Genomic DNA, 18041 nt, shown 5'->3' with positions numbered 1-18041 from the left:
CAGCATGAAAAAGATTTTGGCATATATTATTTTGCTTTTGCTGTCAACAGAAAACATTTGTGGTCAGCAGGCCGATTCTTTGTTTGTAAGTAATGATTCTGTTCGAATGAAGAAACATTATTTCCGTGCTGCAATTCAGGCGTTAAGTGTAAATGCATCTGTATGGGCATACAACCGTTACATCAGGGAAGCAGATTTTGCGAAGATTAGCTTTCATAGTATCCATGATAATATAAAAAAGGGTTTAGTCTGGGATAACGATCTTTTTTCATCTAATCAGTTACTTCATCCTTTTCATGGCAGTTTTATATATAGCAGTGCCCGCTGTAACGGAATGTCCTACTGGACTTCATTATCTTATACTTTTGCTGGTAGTCTTTCGTGGGAATTTTGTGCAGAAACAACTCCGCCATCCATTAATGATTTAATTACCACAACACTGGGTGGTGCTGCTTTGGGAGAAGGAACCTACCGAATTTCTTCTTTGGTGCTGGATGATTCAAAAAGGGGATTTAATCGGTTTTTTCGTGAGTTACTGGGAACTGTAATTTCACCTTCAAGAGGGATTAACCGGCTGCTCACTGGCAATGCATGGAAAGTACGTCATAAATACTATCTGTATCACGATTATGAAAAGATACCGGTGAATTGTTCTCTGACAGTAGGTGATAGACTGATGGCAGATAACGGGTCTCTTTTTAAAGAAAACAACAACATGTTTGTGGAGTTTAATATGATTTATGGAAACCCTTTTCAGAATTCAACCAATAAACCTTTCGATTACATTAATTTCAGTTCACTAATCAATGTAGGAGGAAAACAGCCGGTAATTGGTTCTGTAAATATCGCGGCAAAATTGTACGGAAAATATTCGGAACCATTGCCCGGTCATAAAATGATGATAGGCCTCTTTCAACATTTTGATTATTTTGATTCCGGGTTGGTAACGAAGGATTCAAAGAAAATTCCTTTCAAGATATCAGAGGCTGCAGCAATAGGAGTGGGGATGACCTATCTATTGCCGGCAACAAAGAAAATTACTATCCGATACCGTGGACACCTTAATGCGGTATTGCTGGGGGCAAGCCTCACTGATTATTACCGGTTAGGACGCGATTATAATTTGGGTAGCGGATATAGTATTAAAAGTAATACCCATATAGAATTTAGTAAATATGGTAGCTTTGAGCTTAATATGTTCGATTATCAGATATTTACCTGGAGAGGTTATAAACCGGAGGATTTAAAGACTAAGGCATCTCCATATTTGTACCTGAATACTCAGGGTGATAAAGGTAATGCCGAGCTATTTCTCATTAATGCGATAATGGGAATCAATATTAATTCCAAAACCAAAATTAATCTGGGTTCTTACTATTATTTCCGAAATACACATTATGCTTATCACGATGATGTAATATCCAGAACTTATGAATTCAGGTTAGGTTTGAAATATAAATTCTGAAAAGTACCGAATAAGTTAAAATAATAAAACTCTTCTCTTTTCATACTTGTTATATATTTATAGAGTTGAAAGAAACGTATCTCATCATGGATCCTTTACAGAACCTAATGAGATTTCCTGAACGCTAATTAGAGCATATATTGTAATAGAGAGTGAGGCTTTCTTGTTTTAGCAGTCAGTATGAAGCGAGTTTTTGCCTATATTGTTTGTTTTCTATTGATAATAAGCGACATCTGTGCTCAGCAGGCTGATTCCTTGTTCGCTTATAATGATTCATTGCGTATGAAAAAACATCCATGGCGGGCAGCGATTCAAACATTAGGAATAAATGCCACAGTCTGGGCTTATGACCGTTATATACGGGAAGCTGGATTTTCATACATCAGTATACACAGTGTGAAAGATAATATCAAGAGAGGTTTTGTTTGGGATAATGATCCTTTCTCAATCAATTTGCTTGACCATCCTTTTCATGGTAGTTTTTATTATAACACAGCCCGAAGCAATGGATTATCTCATTGGACCTCGTTGGCTTATACTTTTGCAGGTAGTCTGTCGTGGGAGCTTTTTGCAGAAAGAGAATCTCCTTCACTTAATGATTTAATATCAACTACTATAGGTGGAGCTGCTTTGGGAGAGGGTACCTACCGCATTTCTTCTTTATTGCTTGATGATTCCAAACGGGGAGCCGAACGCTTTTTGCGAGAGCTGCTTGGGACCGTGATTTCTCCTTCAAGAGGACTTAACCGGTTGCTGTCCGGTGATGCCTGGAAAGTGCGTCATAAATATTATAAATATCATGATTATGAAAAATTCCCGATAAATTGTTCATTGACAACTGGTGTTCGTTTAATGGCTGATAACAATCACCTGTTCAGGGAAAATAGCAATCTTTTTCTGGAGTTTAATATGATCTATGGAGATCTTTTCAAAAACTCAACCAGCAAACCTTATGATTATATAAATATCACTTCATTAATTAATGTTGACGGCAATCAGCCACTTATTGGTTCAGTAAATATAATTGCACAATTGGCTGGTAAATATCTGGAACCATTGCCCGGTCATAAGATGAGTGTTGGGCTTTTTCATCATTTCGATTATTTCGATTCGGAATTGGTAAACAAGGATTCTAAAGTAGTTCCTTTTAAAATTTCCGAGGCGGCTGCAGTAGGAGTAGGAATGTGCTATCTCCTTCCCGTTACTAAAAATGTAATCATCCGTTATCGAGGGCATCTGAATGCAATTTTGCTTGGAGGAAGTTTAACCGATTATTATAGGAACCAATTAACAGGACGAAATTATAATATGGGAAGCGGATATAGTATAAAGAGCAATACTTACATAGAATTCGGAAAGTACGGCAGCTTTGAATTAAATCTATTTGATTATCATATATTTACCTGGAAAGGATATAGGAGTGAGGAAGTGTATAGTGATCCGAGTACACAAGGTGATAAAGGAAATACCCAGCTTTTACTCATAAACGCAATAATGGGACTGAATGTGAGCCCAAGTGCGAAAATTAGTCTGGGCTCCTTTTATTATATACGAAATGCACATTATGACTATCATGAAGATGTCTTATCCAGAACATTCGAATTTCGTTTAGGACTGAAGTATAAATTTTAAAGGGATCTTAATCTGAATCGGGTGAAAACTCTTTTCTTTTGCTGATTGTTATAATTCTATAGAATAGTATATTGTACCCCATCTTCATAGAATCTATGAATAAAAGATTGATGGCGGTGTTTCTGCTGATTCTCTCTTTGGGTTTGCTCAATGCGCAAAACAAAACAGAGTCTCCCGATACTCTTTCCCGGTGGAGCGCTCCGACATCGGATTCATTCCGATTCTCAAAAACTTCAGGAAATCGCTCTGCTGATGATTCTTTGTATGCCTTTAATGATTCTTTACGGATGAAAAAGTATCCCTGGAGAGCTATTGCTCAAAATATAGGACTGAATATAGCTGTTTGGGGGTTCAATCATTTTGCAATGAAGGAAGGTTTTGCAAAAATCTCTTTCAGAAGTATTAGTCAGAACATATCCCACGGTTTTTACTGGGATAATGATGGATTCGCAACAAATTTGCTTGCTCATCCTTATAGTGGAGGAATATATTTTAATACCGCTCGCAGCAATGGGATTTCTTTCTGGAATTCCGCGATTTATTCCTTTGGGGGGAGTTTTATTTGGGAAATGATAGGAGAGAATCAACCACCTTCCACAAATGACCTTTTGAGTACTACTGTCGGAGGAATTGCTATGGGAGAAATTACTCATCGAGTTTCCTCTGTGATACTTGATGATTCACAAAGGGGTTTTGAACGCTTTATCAGAGAATTGGCAGGAATGGTGATTTCTCCGGTAAGAGGATTCAATTGGGTAATAACCGGTGATGCCTGGAAGGTTCGAAATAAATATTTCAAATATCACGATTTCAATAAAATACCTGTTAAGTATTCAGCTACTCTTGGCTACCGTTTTATTGCCGATGAGCATCGGTTTAATAAAAGCAGCTATCTTCCTTATGTGGAGTTCAATCTGATTTATGGAGACCCCTGGAAAGAGAATAATAAGCCTTACGATTATTTTAATCTTAATGTTGTTCTCAATATGGATGGCAGTCAACCGGTTTTTGGTTCAGTCAATCTTGCTGCCAAATTGTATGGCCAGTTGTTGGAGCCAAAAGAAGGACATAAAATATTGCTGGGACTCTTTCAGCATTATGATTATTATGATTCTAAATATCTGACTCGAAATTCTGTAAATGCTCCATATAAAATATCCGAAACTGTGGCATTGGGAATAGGAGCCCTTTATCAGTTTCCATCGGTAGGTAATATATCCATCCGTCAGCATAGTTATTTAAATGCAATTTTATTAGGAGGATGTCTCACTGATTATTATCGCATTGACCAACGAACCTATAATCTAGGAAGCGGATACAGCATAAAGAGCAAAACAAACATAGATTTTGGCAGGTATGCCAGCTTTGAGCTGATTCTGAATGATTACCACATATTTACAAGCAAAGGCTATAATATCGAAACATATAAAACTATTGATCCTTATTTCCTAAATAGTCAAGGTGATAAAGGTGAGGCACATTTTACTCTGATTAATCCTTCTGTAGAATTTAATTTATCATCAAAACTGGCATTAAATATGGCACTCTTTTATTATTTACGGTATATGAATTATATTTATTATAGAAATTCGTTCAATTATGCTTTTGAGACTCGTTTAGGGTTGCGGTATAATTTCTGAATAACAATGAATAACTGGCAATTAATCGGCTTCCTATGTTTAATTTTGTTTAACTTCAGGCTGATTTGACGATTTAATGCCTATATTTGCGGTACAACCAAATGCAATTTTATCATGAAGTACATTGAACTGCACGCGAAGCTAAAAGAGTTAATGAATTATGAAGATGATGAAATTCAAATAGACGAAAATCTCACTCTTCGTAACTATAATTTTGATTCCAAATTCAGAGATATTCTTCCCGGAGGTCTTTATAATCCAGATAAATATGAATACTGTTCATCAGAAGATCCGGACTATGAACCTGATATTATTCAGGATATGCTTAATATGAGTGATGCCGAGATTCCTGAGAATATTCATTTTCGATACCATATGTTTTGTCCGTCTAACAAAGGAAGAATTCAACAGATTATTTTGCTTTTTCATGGGTTTAACGAGAAACATTGGGCTAAATATGCAACCTGGGCCAAGACTTTGGCCGACAAAACAGGTAAGGCAGTTTTGCTTTTCCCAATAGCATTCCACATGAATCGTGCACCATTAAGCTGGAGTAACTCACATCAGATGTATGCCATCAGTCAACAACGAAAAAAAAGACACCCTGAAGTAATTTGTTCCACACTCTCCAATGTAGCTATCAGTACCCGTCTTCATAATAAACCTCAGCGATTTATCTGGTCGGGTTTACAGACTTATTATGATGTGATAACATTGGTCGAATCCATCAAGGCGGATAAGCACCCTGATATAGCTCCTGATGCTTCTATTGATTTCTTCTCATATTCCATTGGCAGTTTTCTGGCTCAGATTTTAATGATGACCGATGCAAATGGTTATTTTTCAAAATCCAGACTCTGTATGTTCTGTGGTGGAGCTGTATTTAATAGACTTTCCCCTGTCTCAAAATTTATATTGGATAGTGAGGCGAATGTCAGTCTTTACTCTTTTGTGGTTGAACATCTTGAAAGTCATATGAAAAGAGATAAAATGCTTCGACATTATCTCAGTGATTCTCATCCGGAAGGTATAAATTTCCGCAGTATGTTGAATTATAAGACGTTTACCGATTTCAGAGAAAAACGGTTCAGAGAGATGCAGGATCGCATTTATGCTGTTACACTCGAGAAAGATTCAGTGGTTCCGGCTTATGAAGTGATTAACACGCTGAAGGGAATAAAAAGAGATATTCCTATCAAGGTAGATATACTGGACTTTCCGTTTCCCTATAAACATGAAGATCCTTTTCCGGCATTGGCATCAATTGCAGATGCTGTGGATGAGGAGTTTATAAAAGCATTTGAAATGATGTGCAACTTCTTGAAATAGAAGTTGCACATTTATAATGAAGAGTTACTTTTTTTGTTGAAGCACATATTTTTCCCAGTCAGCAGTCTTTTTCATCTTCTGAGATAGCATGATTACTTTGTCGTTCTCTACCTGATAGTAGGATATTTCATTCTTATTCTCTGGAGTAAGTTCCCATACAGTTGCTTTTTTGTCAGCCTCTGTTCCGTGTATCACTTTTACTGTTCCTTTGGAAGCATAGGTGAGATCTTTGCCTTCATATCCCTTAATATAGGTTTTAAGCATTTCATAGTTTCCGACATCACTCTTCTCCTGGATTTTTACAGTCAGAGTATAGCGAAGTCCGTTTCCATCTTGTGTTGGAAGTACACCTTCAAATGTTTTGGTCATCAATGACCCCATTGCCGGGTTCAGAGCCATTTCTGTGCTGTCTTTAGCTGCTCCTTCTGTCGCTGTATTTTTTGCCTTCTGCTGACAAGAGACCATAGCCCCCAGGACTAAGATAAAAAGTAATTTCTTCATGATAATAATTGATTAAAGTAAATAAATAGATTTTTATTTGATAACAACCAGAAGCTTATCGACCCGTCCGTTGTCCATGTCTACTACTTCAAATTGCAGATTTTGATAGTTGAAAATATCTCCGGCTTTAGGTATTCTTCCAATATAGAACATAGCCAGTCCACCAAGGGTATTAAAATTTTCACTTTCCAGGTCATCGTAAAACATAATCCCCATCTCTTCCATAAAGTCTCCAATATTCATGGAAGCGTCTACCAGCAATGAACCATCTTTTCGCTTCACAATAGGTTCTTCTTCCACTTCATTTTCTTCCTGAATATCTCCAAAAATACTTTCAGTCAAATCATGCAAGGTAATGATGCCTTCAATTCCTCCATATTCATTGACTACCACTCCAAACTTGTTTTTATTCTTTTTAAAGAGTTCCAGCACTTTCTTAGCATAAAGACTTTCAGGGATAAAGAGCGGAGGCTGTGCAATGCTTTTCAAGTCAAAAGCGTTGTCACTTCCAATCATTGAAATAATATTCTTTACCGATACCACTCCAATTACCTCATCCTGAGTCTCATCTGTGAGCAAATATTTACTGAAATGTTTCTGTTCAATAATATCCAGCACCTCTTTCTGAGTATAGTTTGTGTGTAGAAAGACAGCATCCGTGCGATGAGTCATCAGTTCATTGGCACGTTTATCAGAAAAACGAAACACATCTCTTAACATGTTTGTTTCATCCTTGTCAATAATTCCTTGTTCTGAACTTTGATGCAGAATAACCTTAAGCTCCTCCTGAGTAATAATTCGTTCTCGTCCCTCAATCCCCAGTATTTTATTAAATAGTCGGGTAGAAAGACTGAGCAAATAAACAAATGGAAAGGTTATTTTAGTCACGATCCTCATAAAAGGACAAAGAGTAATTGCAATCTTTTCAGGGTTCGAAAGCCCGATCGATTTTGGAACCAGTTCGCCAATGACTAGTGATAAATAGGTAATTATGGCTACAGTAACAATTAGAGCCAGGTCTTGAGCGTAAGCTTCAGCTCCGGGTATCTTTTCGAATAGCGGAACAATGTTATGTGCTACTGCTACACCTCCGAAAGCTCCTGATATGATACCGATAAGTGTGATTCCTATTTGAATTGTAGAAAGAAATTTTTCGGGCTCTTCCAGCTGTTTTAACAAATTTCTGGCCGATATATTTCCTTTGCTCGCCAGTGTTTCCAATCTTGCCTTACTTGAAGATACCAAGGCTATTTCGTACATTGAAAAAAAACCGTTAAGTACAAGAAGAAGCAATATTATAGCAAATTCCATTGTGCAAGTTTAATGTTATATTACGAATGTAGGATTTTATTTTCTTTTATGCAACAGTTAATTACTTTTCTTATTGAACTTTTCTATTATGTAAGGAGATTCAAAGAGTTAATCAGCTTTACATCAGATGAATGTGTACACTCCGATTGAAAAAGTTGTAGCCCCGGTTATGGAAAGTGCAAAGCAGAAAATAGCGTACCTCCTTATTGATAATACACCTTGCTAACTTACATATTAAGCAAATCATTTGAAGGCGTTTGCCATTGCCGATTACATATTAGTTACTGATTAACCAGCCAATCAGATCATTTAGCATCTCACTATTTATTACATGGTCTTCCGGATACTCTTTGTAGGTTGGATTTATCCCCAGCATTTTTAAATATGACAAACTATCCCTTGCAAATTGAATATTTAAGATACTGTCATTGGTTCCATGAGAAATAAATACTTTTAATCGTTTCAGCATATCATCTGGATAAATAGAGGGCTTTATTTCATCTAATAATCTTCCGCTCATGATTGCAATCCCATGTACAATGTCTGGTCTTGTAAGTCCGACGATATACGACATAATTGCTCCCTGACTAAATCCGCACAGATAAATCCGCTTTTCATCGAACTGTTGCTCATTTTTTAGCTGACTGATAAATTGAAGAATAATGCTTTTACTTTTTTTCGTCTGTTCATAGTTAATAGTAGGTATCGCAGTCGAAAAATTTACCTGGTACCAGGCATAACTTCCGTTATCAATTTTATGAGGTGCTCTGGCAGATACAACCAGAAAATCATCGGGTAAACGATCTGAAATAGAAAACAAGTCTTTTTCATTACTACCTACGCCATGCAATAGAAGAATAAGAGGAGGGTTATCCGTCTTGATTTTGGGCTTTCTTATTAAATAGTGCAGACTGTTTTCTGAAAATTTAATGTTGCTGGGATTTCTTGTCGACATACTAATACACTGTTAAGATCCTTTAATAAGATTGATTACTCTTTTCAATTATAAACGAAGTCATTGCAAGTGACCCACCAACGTTTTTATCGTTAAAGAAACTCACTTTTTCGTGTTCCTCCTTCAAAGCCAATGCATAAATCATGGGCAAATAATGTTCGTTAGTCGGAATTGCCAGTTTAAATGAATTTCCTTGCAATTTGTAATCAATCAAAGCTTTATGATTGTCAGTAAGAATGAATCTTTTCATCTTCTCAAGGGCATCAATAGCCCAGTCATAACCATAATCTGTATTTTCCAGCCTCTCCCAGTCAACCAATCTAAGGTTATGTACCATATTCCCGCTACACACAATCATTACCCCCTTTTTTCGGAGTGGTAAAAGCTCTTTCGCTAGTTCGTAATGATATTGCGGTTCCTGAAAATAATCCAGACTCAGTTGAACAATAGGAATATCTGCATTCGGATAGATGTGTTTCATTACACTCCAACAACCATGGTCAAGCCCCCAGTCATTATCAAGACCGACAATCTCTTTTTTAATCAATCTTTTAATTTCGTCTGCCAGTTCCGGGCTTCCGGGTGCCGGGTAATGAATATTATACAACTCTTTAGGGAATCCACCAAAATCATGAATCGTTTTAGGCTTTTCCATAGCGGTGACAAGGGTACCGCGAGTTACCCAATGCGCCGAAATGCATAGAATTGCATCTGGTTTAGGAACTAACTTTCCAATGTTTTGCCAGCCGGTAGTAAACTCATTCTCTTGAATGGCATTCATCGGAGTTCCATGACCAACAAACAATACGGGCATTGATTCTGTATTTCTAAAATTATTATTCACAATATTATCATTCATTTCCTCTCATTTTAATAATTGATTCCGAACTGACTTAGTTAGTAGGAATTATCTTTAGTTCATTACTTAATTCTCTGCTTCATACAGATAACAGGTTTCGAAAATAAAAAGTGGCCTTGAAATTTTCAACTGGCCACTTTTTATTTTAATCCTATTGCTTAAATAGTACACTTAACAGAGGCAAAGAGGCTTTTTATGAGTTTTTAAATTAAGTTTTTGAATGCTCACCATCGCAATATGGGGGATTATTTGTCTTTTTACATCCACATAAGAAAGCCTTTCCAGTTTTTTCTGCTTTGAAAGCCATAGGTGAGAAATCTGTTTCCATATGTGATCCATCACAAAAAGGTTGCTTCTTACTCTCTCCGCATGTACAAAAGTAATATTCTTTTCCTGCTTCCAGTTCAACAGCATAAGGTCCTTTTTTAGCCATTTTTGGTTCCATAGTATCCTCCTTTTTAATAGTTAAATAGATGATAGTAATATTAATATGATAAATGTTCTTTTTATCAGACTTTTCATAAACCCCAATAAAGATACAAAATAATATTTATATTCGAAGATTTAAAGCATCTTTTATGATAACTGCTCATCAGTTTTATGAATGTATTTGCGGGCAATTTGCCAATGACTCCAGAATAACAAGATACTCAATACAATTAAAATACTACTAACCATAATTGATTTATTGGAATCAAAATTCACGCGGTCAATTTTTTCCTGCCTTAAGCTGTCATATATCCTTCTTAATTCTTGATCGTTAGGCATTTCTTTCTTTTGTTCACCTTCCCTGGCGTTGAAGGATTTAGTCTGTTCCAGCTTATAAGCCTCGAATGAAGCCAGGTTTTGCGAATCATAAGTTGAGAGTAATGGATTCATCCGGTTCATCACTGCATTTACTAGTGAGGTTACGCAACTTAGAAATACGATCACAGAGATGATGCAAACTATATATCCATATACATGCGTAAAGTTTTTCGATTTTTCCATATTGATAAAAGTTTATGTTTCAAAATCATGATTTAATCTCTTTCCCCGACATTCATATTTCTATAAGAACAATTCTGATTTTATAAAGTTCTCGGCTGGTTATGATGATGTCGAGTTTAAGCACTGGTTAATCGTGCAAAACGACGGTTTGAGGAGGGGAAATCAACCCCGTAAGCAATAATTGCGATGACACCTAATACTATTGCCCAACCTACTGTTTCCAATGTGATGTCGGAAACCGGCATTTTTACATCTGAAATCGGGGTCATAATCATTCCAAAAAGAACGGCTCCCATTGCTATCCATTGATATATTCTCATTCCCGCCCAGTAAGGGGTTTGTGCTTCTCCCCGAAAAGACTCTTCCACAAATCGTCCCAGCCCGTTTAATATGAAATACATGCCTATGATGAAAGAGGCCGGCATTTCAAGACTTAACAACCTGAATAGTATCAAACCGGTAATAAGATTTGTCCCGATAGAGTATAGTTGAGTAGGATGCAAGGCAGCACCTCTTAATCCTGAAATCTTATTTACTCTGGAATATGGCTGTGTAAAATGAATGCCAATCGATTCATCAGAGGGTTTCCCATGACAACAGCCCTGAATAAGACATCGCAAACGGCCCAATATCTGTACCCAGGGAGCAGCAACGGCAAATGCAGCAAACAGTATATAGAAATTAACAGAAAAAAAGATCGCAACCAATATGCATCCGGTAAGAACTCCGATTACACTCCCATAATATCCGTACGGTCTTTGTAATTTGGGAGAACCTTCCACCAGTTGTGCCCAAAGTCCTGCACCAACAATTGCCATTGTACATAATAAGAAAATGATAAATCCATAATAGGTACTCATAAAAGAGCCGGCTATAAGCGCTCCCACAAATCCGGCGGCACCTGCATAGAAGCCGTGATTAATAAGTCGTATCGGTCCCCATCTCCATTCTTTCCAGCTGTTAGCAAGATGTTCAGATTGTGAACGAATGAAATTCCAGATGTCAACCCGGTAAAGAACAGCCAGATACATTGCTACTCCGGCAAATACATCAAGTACAGAATGATTACCTGTTGTAATGCAACTGATTGAAATAAGTATGGCAAGAAATAACCAGAACCATTTAATTTTTCTGAAACTGCGTGCAAAATATCGTGCGGCGATGAAAGCCCAGATTACATGAAATGCAGGCAAAGAAGCAGTTATCCCATCATACGAACGGTCCGCAAGCAACAACTCTCCCCAAACGGAATGAGGTGTAAATTGCCGCTGTTCAGCAACAAAGGGAACAGTAAAATAAATTATGCCCGTTACAACTGTTGCGAACCAAACATCTATTTCAAAGGAACGCAAATCATTCTTTTTCCGGATAACAAGCGGAACCAATATGGTAAACAGGTAAACTGAAAGATAAAAGAATGTCGTGAATTCAAAAACCGGCCATTCTTTTTCAAAATTCAGGCTTGTATCAATGGCGTCTTTGGGAACTCCAGGAATTATAAAAGCTTCATACATCAAAATCCAAGGAAGATAGACGAGGATATAAACTGCAAATCTTTCCTTAATGAGAGGAGCTTTTTCTGAATTGGTGGGTAGTGATAAAAAGGGCTTATATTCCTGATAACCAAAAATGCGAATAGTCCTTTCGTTTTCGAATCCTACAGTGTAATCAATCACCATCAGTGTAAACAGTGGGCTTACCAACCAGAATCCGGATGCTGATTCTGCAATGGAAGATATGCCAAAACTCAGCAGAATAGCCCCTGCATAAATTGGATGGCTGGTAAAAGCATATATTCCTTTTTTTACAAAGAGCTTAGGGGGGAATGCATTCATGGGTAGTCCTTTACCGAAGAACCACAGATGAGCCATTCCGGCAACAACCATTAAAACCCCTATTGCCGAAAGCAAGTATCCTCCAGGTCTGTTTACCGGTACAGTTATCTGTATCAGGTTGGTTGTGTATTCCGACCAGATAATTAACGTTGATGGAATTACTATTATAAACAGCATTCCAAACATCACTTTCCCAAACCAGTTTTTTACTTTTTCCATGTTACCGTTTCGTATAAGGACCAGCCATTATCAATCGTTTTTCCATCTATGGCAAAGAAAGATTCTGCTTTATATTTAGTCTCATTTCCGTTTAAAATACTTTTTTTTATCAGGGCTTTGATTATGTGGTACTTGGGTAAGATATGGATTATCTCTCCTTCTCTTAATGTTGAGATGTTTTGAAACAATAAAACAAAACCTCCTTTATTAAATATCACTCTATCTTCTAGAATCATTCCGTCGTTATACTCTTTTCCATTATACCATAAGTTATTAATATGTTGTTCTCCGTTCAACTGAATCCAGATAATTGTGGACTTTTCCGACATGAAATGTCCCCATTTTATTACTTCAAAAGGAAGATTCCATGGCTTTATAGATAGAAAGAGAGTCTCTGCGTAACCATATCCACGATATATTTTACCATTATATTCAATCCAGCTCTCAGCTTTTGGATGGTGGCAATTCCAGTTTAAATCTCCATTCTTTAAATTATTAAGCAATGGGCAGTAGATAGGATTATCAGTTTGCCACCACTCTCCTTTAATATTCAGTAACGGATTTTCTACTGTCAAAAATCGTGTGGCACCAGGTCTGGGTGTTTTCTTGAATGAAAATTTTTCAAATATTGTATTGTCAGAATCAGAAAACAATAGCCCCGAATAGATGAAACGAAGAAAGCGGATTTCCATAACAGACCAATATAGGATAAAACAATTTCCATCCTCATCAATGCAATCAAAATACATTTTTTCGAGTCTGAACGGTCTGGTTCTGTTTAATTTCATTTGTCCGGCTATTATCTTTCTAGGAAACAATATAATTATTAATTTGTTCGTCAGATGGATAGTCTTGAGAATCAATTTTTTAATATTGAATCTCTGTTTTACGCCTCTTTTTAAAAAGATAAATTCACTCTTATGCTCTGAACAAAATAGCAGAATTTACGTTCCAATAATAGAATAGCCACATAGTATGTCTTAAAATATTTAATTACTAAACTTTGATACTATGAATAAGTACAGATTCTGGGAATGTATTGATGAAACCATCTATCAAAATGTTTTCGTAAAACTGACACCCGCAGATATTTTTGTCGAACGACTGTCCGATGAATCAGAAGATGAAGTTGAATACTTTATCGATAAAGATCTAAATAAACATTATCTGGGTAAAATCTGGGAAGAGATTCCGTTTGATAGCGATGAGAAAGGAGAGCTTTTTTTCAGTAAAAGAGGATTAACAGAATTGCAGATAATGAAAACCGGCAGCGACGCATTTCAGAAAAAAGAAGTTTATGTCGAAGATCCGTTCCATTTATAGTAAATATAGACCGCACGTTTCATTGTTGTTATAAGTTCTATGTATTTTTTGACCTATCCGGGATAGCCGACCAGATTTTCTCAGTCGACAATCCCGGATTTTCTTCATATCATTGACTAGCCTCAAGGCTTATTCAGGAGTCTTTCAGAATTACTTCCCAGAATCTCTCGGGTAAGCAAATGTTTTCAATCTCAACAGCTCCCCGGAAAAGCGGCGCTATATCTTCAGGGATATATCCGGCTATTCCACAGCCAATTTCCGTAACCAGAAAGCGCAAATCCGGATTGGCTTTTGCAAAAATAATAAATTCATCTACATGTGGTGCAATCGATGCTACCGATCCACTCATGGTTGGTATTGCATAAGTCTGCCCCTGCAGTCCTACTCCTTGTCCCATGATAGCTCCCCAACGGCAGGCTATACGAGCTGCCCCGCCACAATGCATTCCCTGAATGTTCGATCCAAAAACAAAAATCTCGTCTGGCATCAACTCTGTAATGCGTGGATTTGTAATCCTATCCCTTGGAATCTGTTTCATAATCATTCCTATTTTGATTGTACCAAATATATAACTGAACCATAACATTTTTGTTCACAATCATTTGTTGGTTTAATATGGTACATATTTCTCAAGAAAACAAATTTACTAACTTTTGTTATCTTATATTAAATTGAAATGCCTTTCTAAGTGCTATTTATTCTAAAATGAGTAAATTACGGTTGACATATAATTTATAATTTTAATAATAGATTTATTATGCTTATAACCATCGCTATTTTACTTATCTCTGCGGTTTTCTTTGTAAATGGGAAAGTCCGCTCTGACCTGGTTGCACTTTGCGCATTAATTTTGTTACTGATTTTTCATATACTCACCCCCGGGGAGGCTCTTTCCGGTTTTTCAAACTCGGTAGTCATTATGATGATTGGGTTATTTGTGGTGGGTGGAGCGATTTTTCAGACAGGACTTGCCAAAATGGCCAGCAGCAAGTTGATGAAACTGGCTGGAGCTAGCGAGTTAAAACTAATAATTCTGGTGATAACTGTTACATCTGTAATAGGCGCATTTGTTAGCAATACCGGCACTGTAGCCTTGATGCTTCCTATAGTGGTGAGCCTAGCCCACGGTGCCCAGACAAGTCCAAGCCGTTTATTAATGCCACTCGCTTTTGCAAGCAGTATGGGTGGAATGATGACTCTGATTGGTACACCTCCCAATCTAGTAATACAAAACGTATTGACCGAAGCGGGGTTCAAACCCCTTTCATTTTTCTCTTTCCTGCCTGTTGGCATTATCTGTGTATTAACCGGCATGATTGTTCTTATTCCTCTCAGCAAAATATTCCTTTCTAAAAAGGGAGAATCCAAGAACAAAAAAGGATCGAAAGGTAAATCGTTGAATGAACTGGTGAAAGAATATCAGTTAGACAGCAATCTTTTCCGCATTAAAATCAATGAGAATTCACTTTTGATAAATAAAACAATTACAGAACTGAATATTCAAAAGAAATATGGCATCAATATATTAGAGATCAGACGCATTAAAGCCCCTCAAACTCAGTTTTTGCAGACGATAAATCAGCATCTTGCCGACCCGGATATCGTTTTGCGAGCCGGAGATATATTATATCTGACCGGAGATTTTGATAGAATCGAACGGTTTGCAGAAAACTACTATCTGGAAATGATGGATAGTCACGAAACAGAGGAGTTGAATGATCGCGGACAGAAAGCACTCGATTTCTATGATATCGGAATTGCTGAAATCGTATTAATGCCATCATCAAAGCTAATCAATCAAATGATTAAAGATTCCGGCTTCAGAGAAAAGTATAATGTGAATGTGCTTGCCATCCGTCGCAAGCGTGAGTACATCCTGAAAGATATAAAAGATGAAAAAATGCATAACGGAGATGTTTTGCTTGTTCAAGGAAACTGGAACAACATTGCCCGTCTAAGCGGTGAAGATTCCGAGTGGGTGGTATTAGGACAACCATTGGCTGAGGCTGCCAGGGTAACACTCGATTACAAAGCTCCAATTGCTGCTTTCATCATGCTTTTAATGATTGTAATGATGGTTTTCGACTTTATTCCCGTTGCTCCGGTAACATCTGTCATGATTGCTGCCATTCTGATGGTACTGACCGGATGTATCAGGAATGTGGAGGCGGCTTATAAGACGATAAACTGGGAAAGTGTGGTCCTTATTGCAGCTATGCTTCCAATGTCACTTGCTATGGAAAAAACGGGAGCATCAGATTACTTATCCAATACTCTGGTCAATGGCTTGGGCAGCTATGGTCCTATGGCATTACTGGCTGGTGTTTATTTCACAACCTCATTGCTCACCATGTTTATCAGCAACACTGCTGCCGCGGTTTTACTCGCTCCCATAGCCATGCAATCGGCCATACAAATAGGAGTAAGCCCATATCCTTTCATGTTTGCCGTTACAGTTGGAGCAAGTATGTGTTTTGCATCCCCTTTCTCCACACCCCCCAATGCATTGGTGATGCCTGCAGGGCAATACACTTTCATGGATTATGTAAAGGTCGGGTTGCCATTGCAATTCATTATGGGTATCGTTATGATATTTATGTTGCCTTTGTTGTTCCCGTTTTAAAAGAACCATATTCTCAGGACCATTATCTAAGAAATAAAAAGAAGCAAATCCCAGATCTGAAATTTTTAGTTCGCAGCTTTCAATAATAAAAGCCATTTCTCACCCACATTAGCAGGTTAGAAATGGCTTTTACCTTTATCACAGTAAAGAGCTTCTATTTGCCGGTTAATGAACTAATCTTCTTAATTCACATATTTGGCACTTTCTAGCTCTTATTTTATCTTCTCTACCAACCCTTCGAAGTTAATGCTCCATGCCTCATTTTTAGCCGAGCGTATGGTGGCATAAAACAGATTGTCGGTAGCCTCCATTTTAAGCGTGTTGTCAGTTCCATCAATTGCAAAAACCGATGGAGTGATGTTCAGCTCCTCCAATGTAGTTGCATATCTGTTATTCTTGCTTTGATATTCCTTTTGACGATAGTAAACCAGCCACAAATATTGTTTCTGCTTTTCGGCATAGGGTAAATTGAATGCCGGGAATTCGTTTGTTTTCTGTTTCTGTGTAAATAGCAGGTATCCCCAATGTTCCGGATAATGCATATTGATAACGCCTTGAGGAGACCACACCCAGTTGTTTTCGGGTAAAGTTTTTCCATCGGCACCTTTCTTTTTCACGTACTTTCCGTTTTCTACTGTTGTGTCCCATTCCACTCTCGAGAAGTTGATGCGCCACATTGTCCCTTCTTTAGGAATAAACGGAACACTTCCCATAGTCAGAGCTTTAAACGGAATAGCCATTTCCACAGTCCATCCTTTATCCTTATCCTTCGGGTTATTCAGTGTGCCGTGCACTTTAACGGCGGAACGCAGGCCTGCAGCGTCCCAACTGATAAGTTCGCGGGAGTTGGTGCGGTAAGGTTTTGCAAGAAACAGGTCAAAAATAGTGTTCAGTGCATTTACTTCAAACTCGAAATATTGATGCGCATTATTATCCGGGTCAATAAATATTTCAAAATCATTATCATAATACACTATCTCGTCGTGGTTCTTCAGGTAAGCCCACACATGCTCATCCTTTATGTCAGCGGCAAAGTAAAGATATGTATCGTCCCACAACATTTTAACGCGAGTCTGGTAGTATGGTTCGGGTTTCCCATCACCTTCAATATCCCTGAAATAGTCAGTCCAGAGAGCATTCTTCCACACATCGTCCGTAATATTTCCGTCAATAACCGGTTTAACAGGTGCGTATCCAACCACATAATTCTTTGGGGTGGTGAATAAGTTTTCCAGCCCTTTGAAGGATGGTTGCGCCCAGCAGGTGGCCGTTGCCAGCAACATCAGCATGCTTAGTTGCTTCTTGCAAGTAAATGCAGCTTTCGCAATTTTCATTCTTTTTTTATTAATTAGTGTATAT

At 37.6% G+C, this 18041-nt stretch carries 16 protein-coding genes; 6 read left to right on the top strand and 10 right to left on the bottom strand.

Translation table 11 applies throughout. The features are described 5' to 3' along the window. Positions 1-4: 4 nt before the first annotated feature. From ABWU87_RS06780 to ABWU87_RS06765, 4 genes are all read left to right on the top strand, one after another. Positions 5-1465, top strand: coding sequence for a DUF3943 domain-containing protein (locus ABWU87_RS06780; RefSeq protein ID WP_353334233.1), 1461 nt, complete (start codon positions 5-7; stop codon positions 1463-1465). A gap of 282 nt (positions 1466-1747) precedes the next feature. Beyond that, positions 1748-3097 carry a DUF3943 domain-containing protein gene (locus tag ABWU87_RS06775; protein WP_353334232.1) on the top strand — a complete coding sequence of 450 codons (1350 nt, stop codon included), beginning with the start codon at positions 1748-1750 and terminating at the stop codon, positions 3095-3097. Between the two features lie 95 nt (positions 3098-3192). Then, the gene (locus tag ABWU87_RS06770; protein WP_353334231.1) at positions 3193-4737 is read left to right on the top strand and encodes a DUF3943 domain-containing protein; all 1545 of its coding nucleotides are present in this window, start codon (positions 3193-3195) and stop codon (positions 4735-4737) included. Positions 4738-4851: 114 nt separating this feature from the next. Continuing rightward, positions 4852-6066, top strand: a complete 1215-nt coding sequence (locus ABWU87_RS06765) for a DUF6051 family protein (RefSeq protein WP_353334230.1) — start codon at positions 4852-4854, stop codon at positions 6064-6066. Positions 6067-6090: 24 nt separating this feature from the next. Here ABWU87_RS06765 and ABWU87_RS06760 read toward each other — a convergent pair whose 3' ends face one another. The 8 genes from ABWU87_RS06760 to ABWU87_RS06725 form a co-directional block, all read right to left on the bottom strand. Beyond that, entirely contained in the window at positions 6091-6567 is a 477-nt protein-coding gene (locus tag ABWU87_RS06760; RefSeq protein ID WP_353334229.1) for a copper resistance protein NlpE N-terminal domain-containing protein, read from the bottom strand. A 33-nt stretch (positions 6568-6600) separates the two neighbouring features. Then, positions 6601-7878: a hemolysin family protein gene (locus tag ABWU87_RS06755; protein WP_353334228.1), complete on the bottom strand. Its 1278-nt coding sequence runs from the start codon at positions 7876-7878 to the stop codon at positions 6601-6603. Between the two features lie 277 nt (positions 7879-8155). Further along, positions 8156-8833: an alpha/beta hydrolase gene (locus ABWU87_RS06750; RefSeq protein WP_353334227.1), complete on the bottom strand. Its 678-nt coding sequence runs from the start codon at positions 8831-8833 to the stop codon at positions 8156-8158. 22 nt (positions 8834-8855) lie between these two features. Continuing rightward, the gene (gene ygiD / locus ABWU87_RS06745) at positions 8856-9692 is read right to left on the bottom strand and encodes a 4,5-DOPA dioxygenase extradiol (RefSeq protein WP_353334226.1); all 837 of its coding nucleotides are present in this window, start codon (positions 9690-9692) and stop codon (positions 8856-8858) included. Between the two features lie 208 nt (positions 9693-9900). After that, on the bottom strand, positions 9901-10137 hold the full coding sequence (locus tag ABWU87_RS06740; protein WP_353334225.1) for a CDGSH iron-sulfur domain-containing protein: 237 nt from the start codon (positions 10135-10137) through the stop codon (positions 9901-9903). 131 nt (positions 10138-10268) lie between these two features. Further along, positions 10269-10682 (bottom strand): hypothetical protein, encoded by a 414-nt coding sequence (locus ABWU87_RS06735; protein ID WP_353334224.1) that lies wholly within the window; start codon positions 10680-10682, stop codon positions 10269-10271. 116 nt (positions 10683-10798) lie between these two features. Further along, positions 10799-12736, bottom strand: a complete 1938-nt coding sequence (locus ABWU87_RS06730; protein ID WP_353334223.1) for a prolipoprotein diacylglyceryl transferase family protein — start codon at positions 12734-12736, stop codon at positions 10799-10801. Beyond that, entirely contained in the window at positions 12724-13524 is an 801-nt protein-coding gene (locus ABWU87_RS06725; protein ID WP_353334222.1) for a hypothetical protein, read from the bottom strand. The genes ABWU87_RS06730 and ABWU87_RS06725 overlap by 13 nt, the downstream gene beginning before the upstream one ends. Before the next feature lie 223 nt (positions 13525-13747). Between ABWU87_RS06725 and ABWU87_RS06720 the strand changes: the two genes are divergently transcribed. After that, the gene (locus tag ABWU87_RS06720; RefSeq protein ID WP_353334221.1) at positions 13748-14059 is read left to right on the top strand and encodes a hypothetical protein; all 312 of its coding nucleotides are present in this window, start codon (positions 13748-13750) and stop codon (positions 14057-14059) included. A 133-nt stretch (positions 14060-14192) separates the two neighbouring features. Here the strand turns inward: ABWU87_RS06720 and ABWU87_RS06715 are convergent, their stop codons facing one another. After that, positions 14193-14597 carry an A1S_2505 family phage non-structural protein gene (locus ABWU87_RS06715; protein ID WP_353334220.1) on the bottom strand — a complete coding sequence of 135 codons (405 nt, stop codon included), beginning with the start codon at positions 14595-14597 and terminating at the stop codon, positions 14193-14195. 219 nt (positions 14598-14816) lie between these two features. Here ABWU87_RS06715 and ABWU87_RS06710 point away from each other — a divergent pair, with 219 nt between their 5' ends. Continuing rightward, a complete protein-coding gene (locus tag ABWU87_RS06710; RefSeq protein ID WP_353334219.1) occupies positions 14817-16682 on the top strand; it encodes an SLC13 family permease in 1866 nt (621 codons plus the stop codon). 212 nt (positions 16683-16894) lie between these two features. Here the strand turns inward: ABWU87_RS06710 and ABWU87_RS06705 are convergent, their stop codons facing one another. Further along, a complete protein-coding gene (locus ABWU87_RS06705) occupies positions 16895-18016 on the bottom strand; it encodes a carbohydrate-binding family 9-like protein (protein ID WP_353334218.1) in 1122 nt (373 codons plus the stop codon). Positions 18017-18041: the final 25 nt, after the last annotated feature.

This window comes from Bacteroides sedimenti (assembly GCF_040365225.1).
In the GTDB taxonomy this organism is placed as follows: domain Bacteria; phylum Bacteroidota; class Bacteroidia; order Bacteroidales; family Bacteroidaceae; genus Bacteroides; species Bacteroides sedimenti.
The sequence above is the reverse complement of the archived record's forward strand: the minus strand, read 5'-3'. Positions and strand labels throughout refer to the sequence as shown.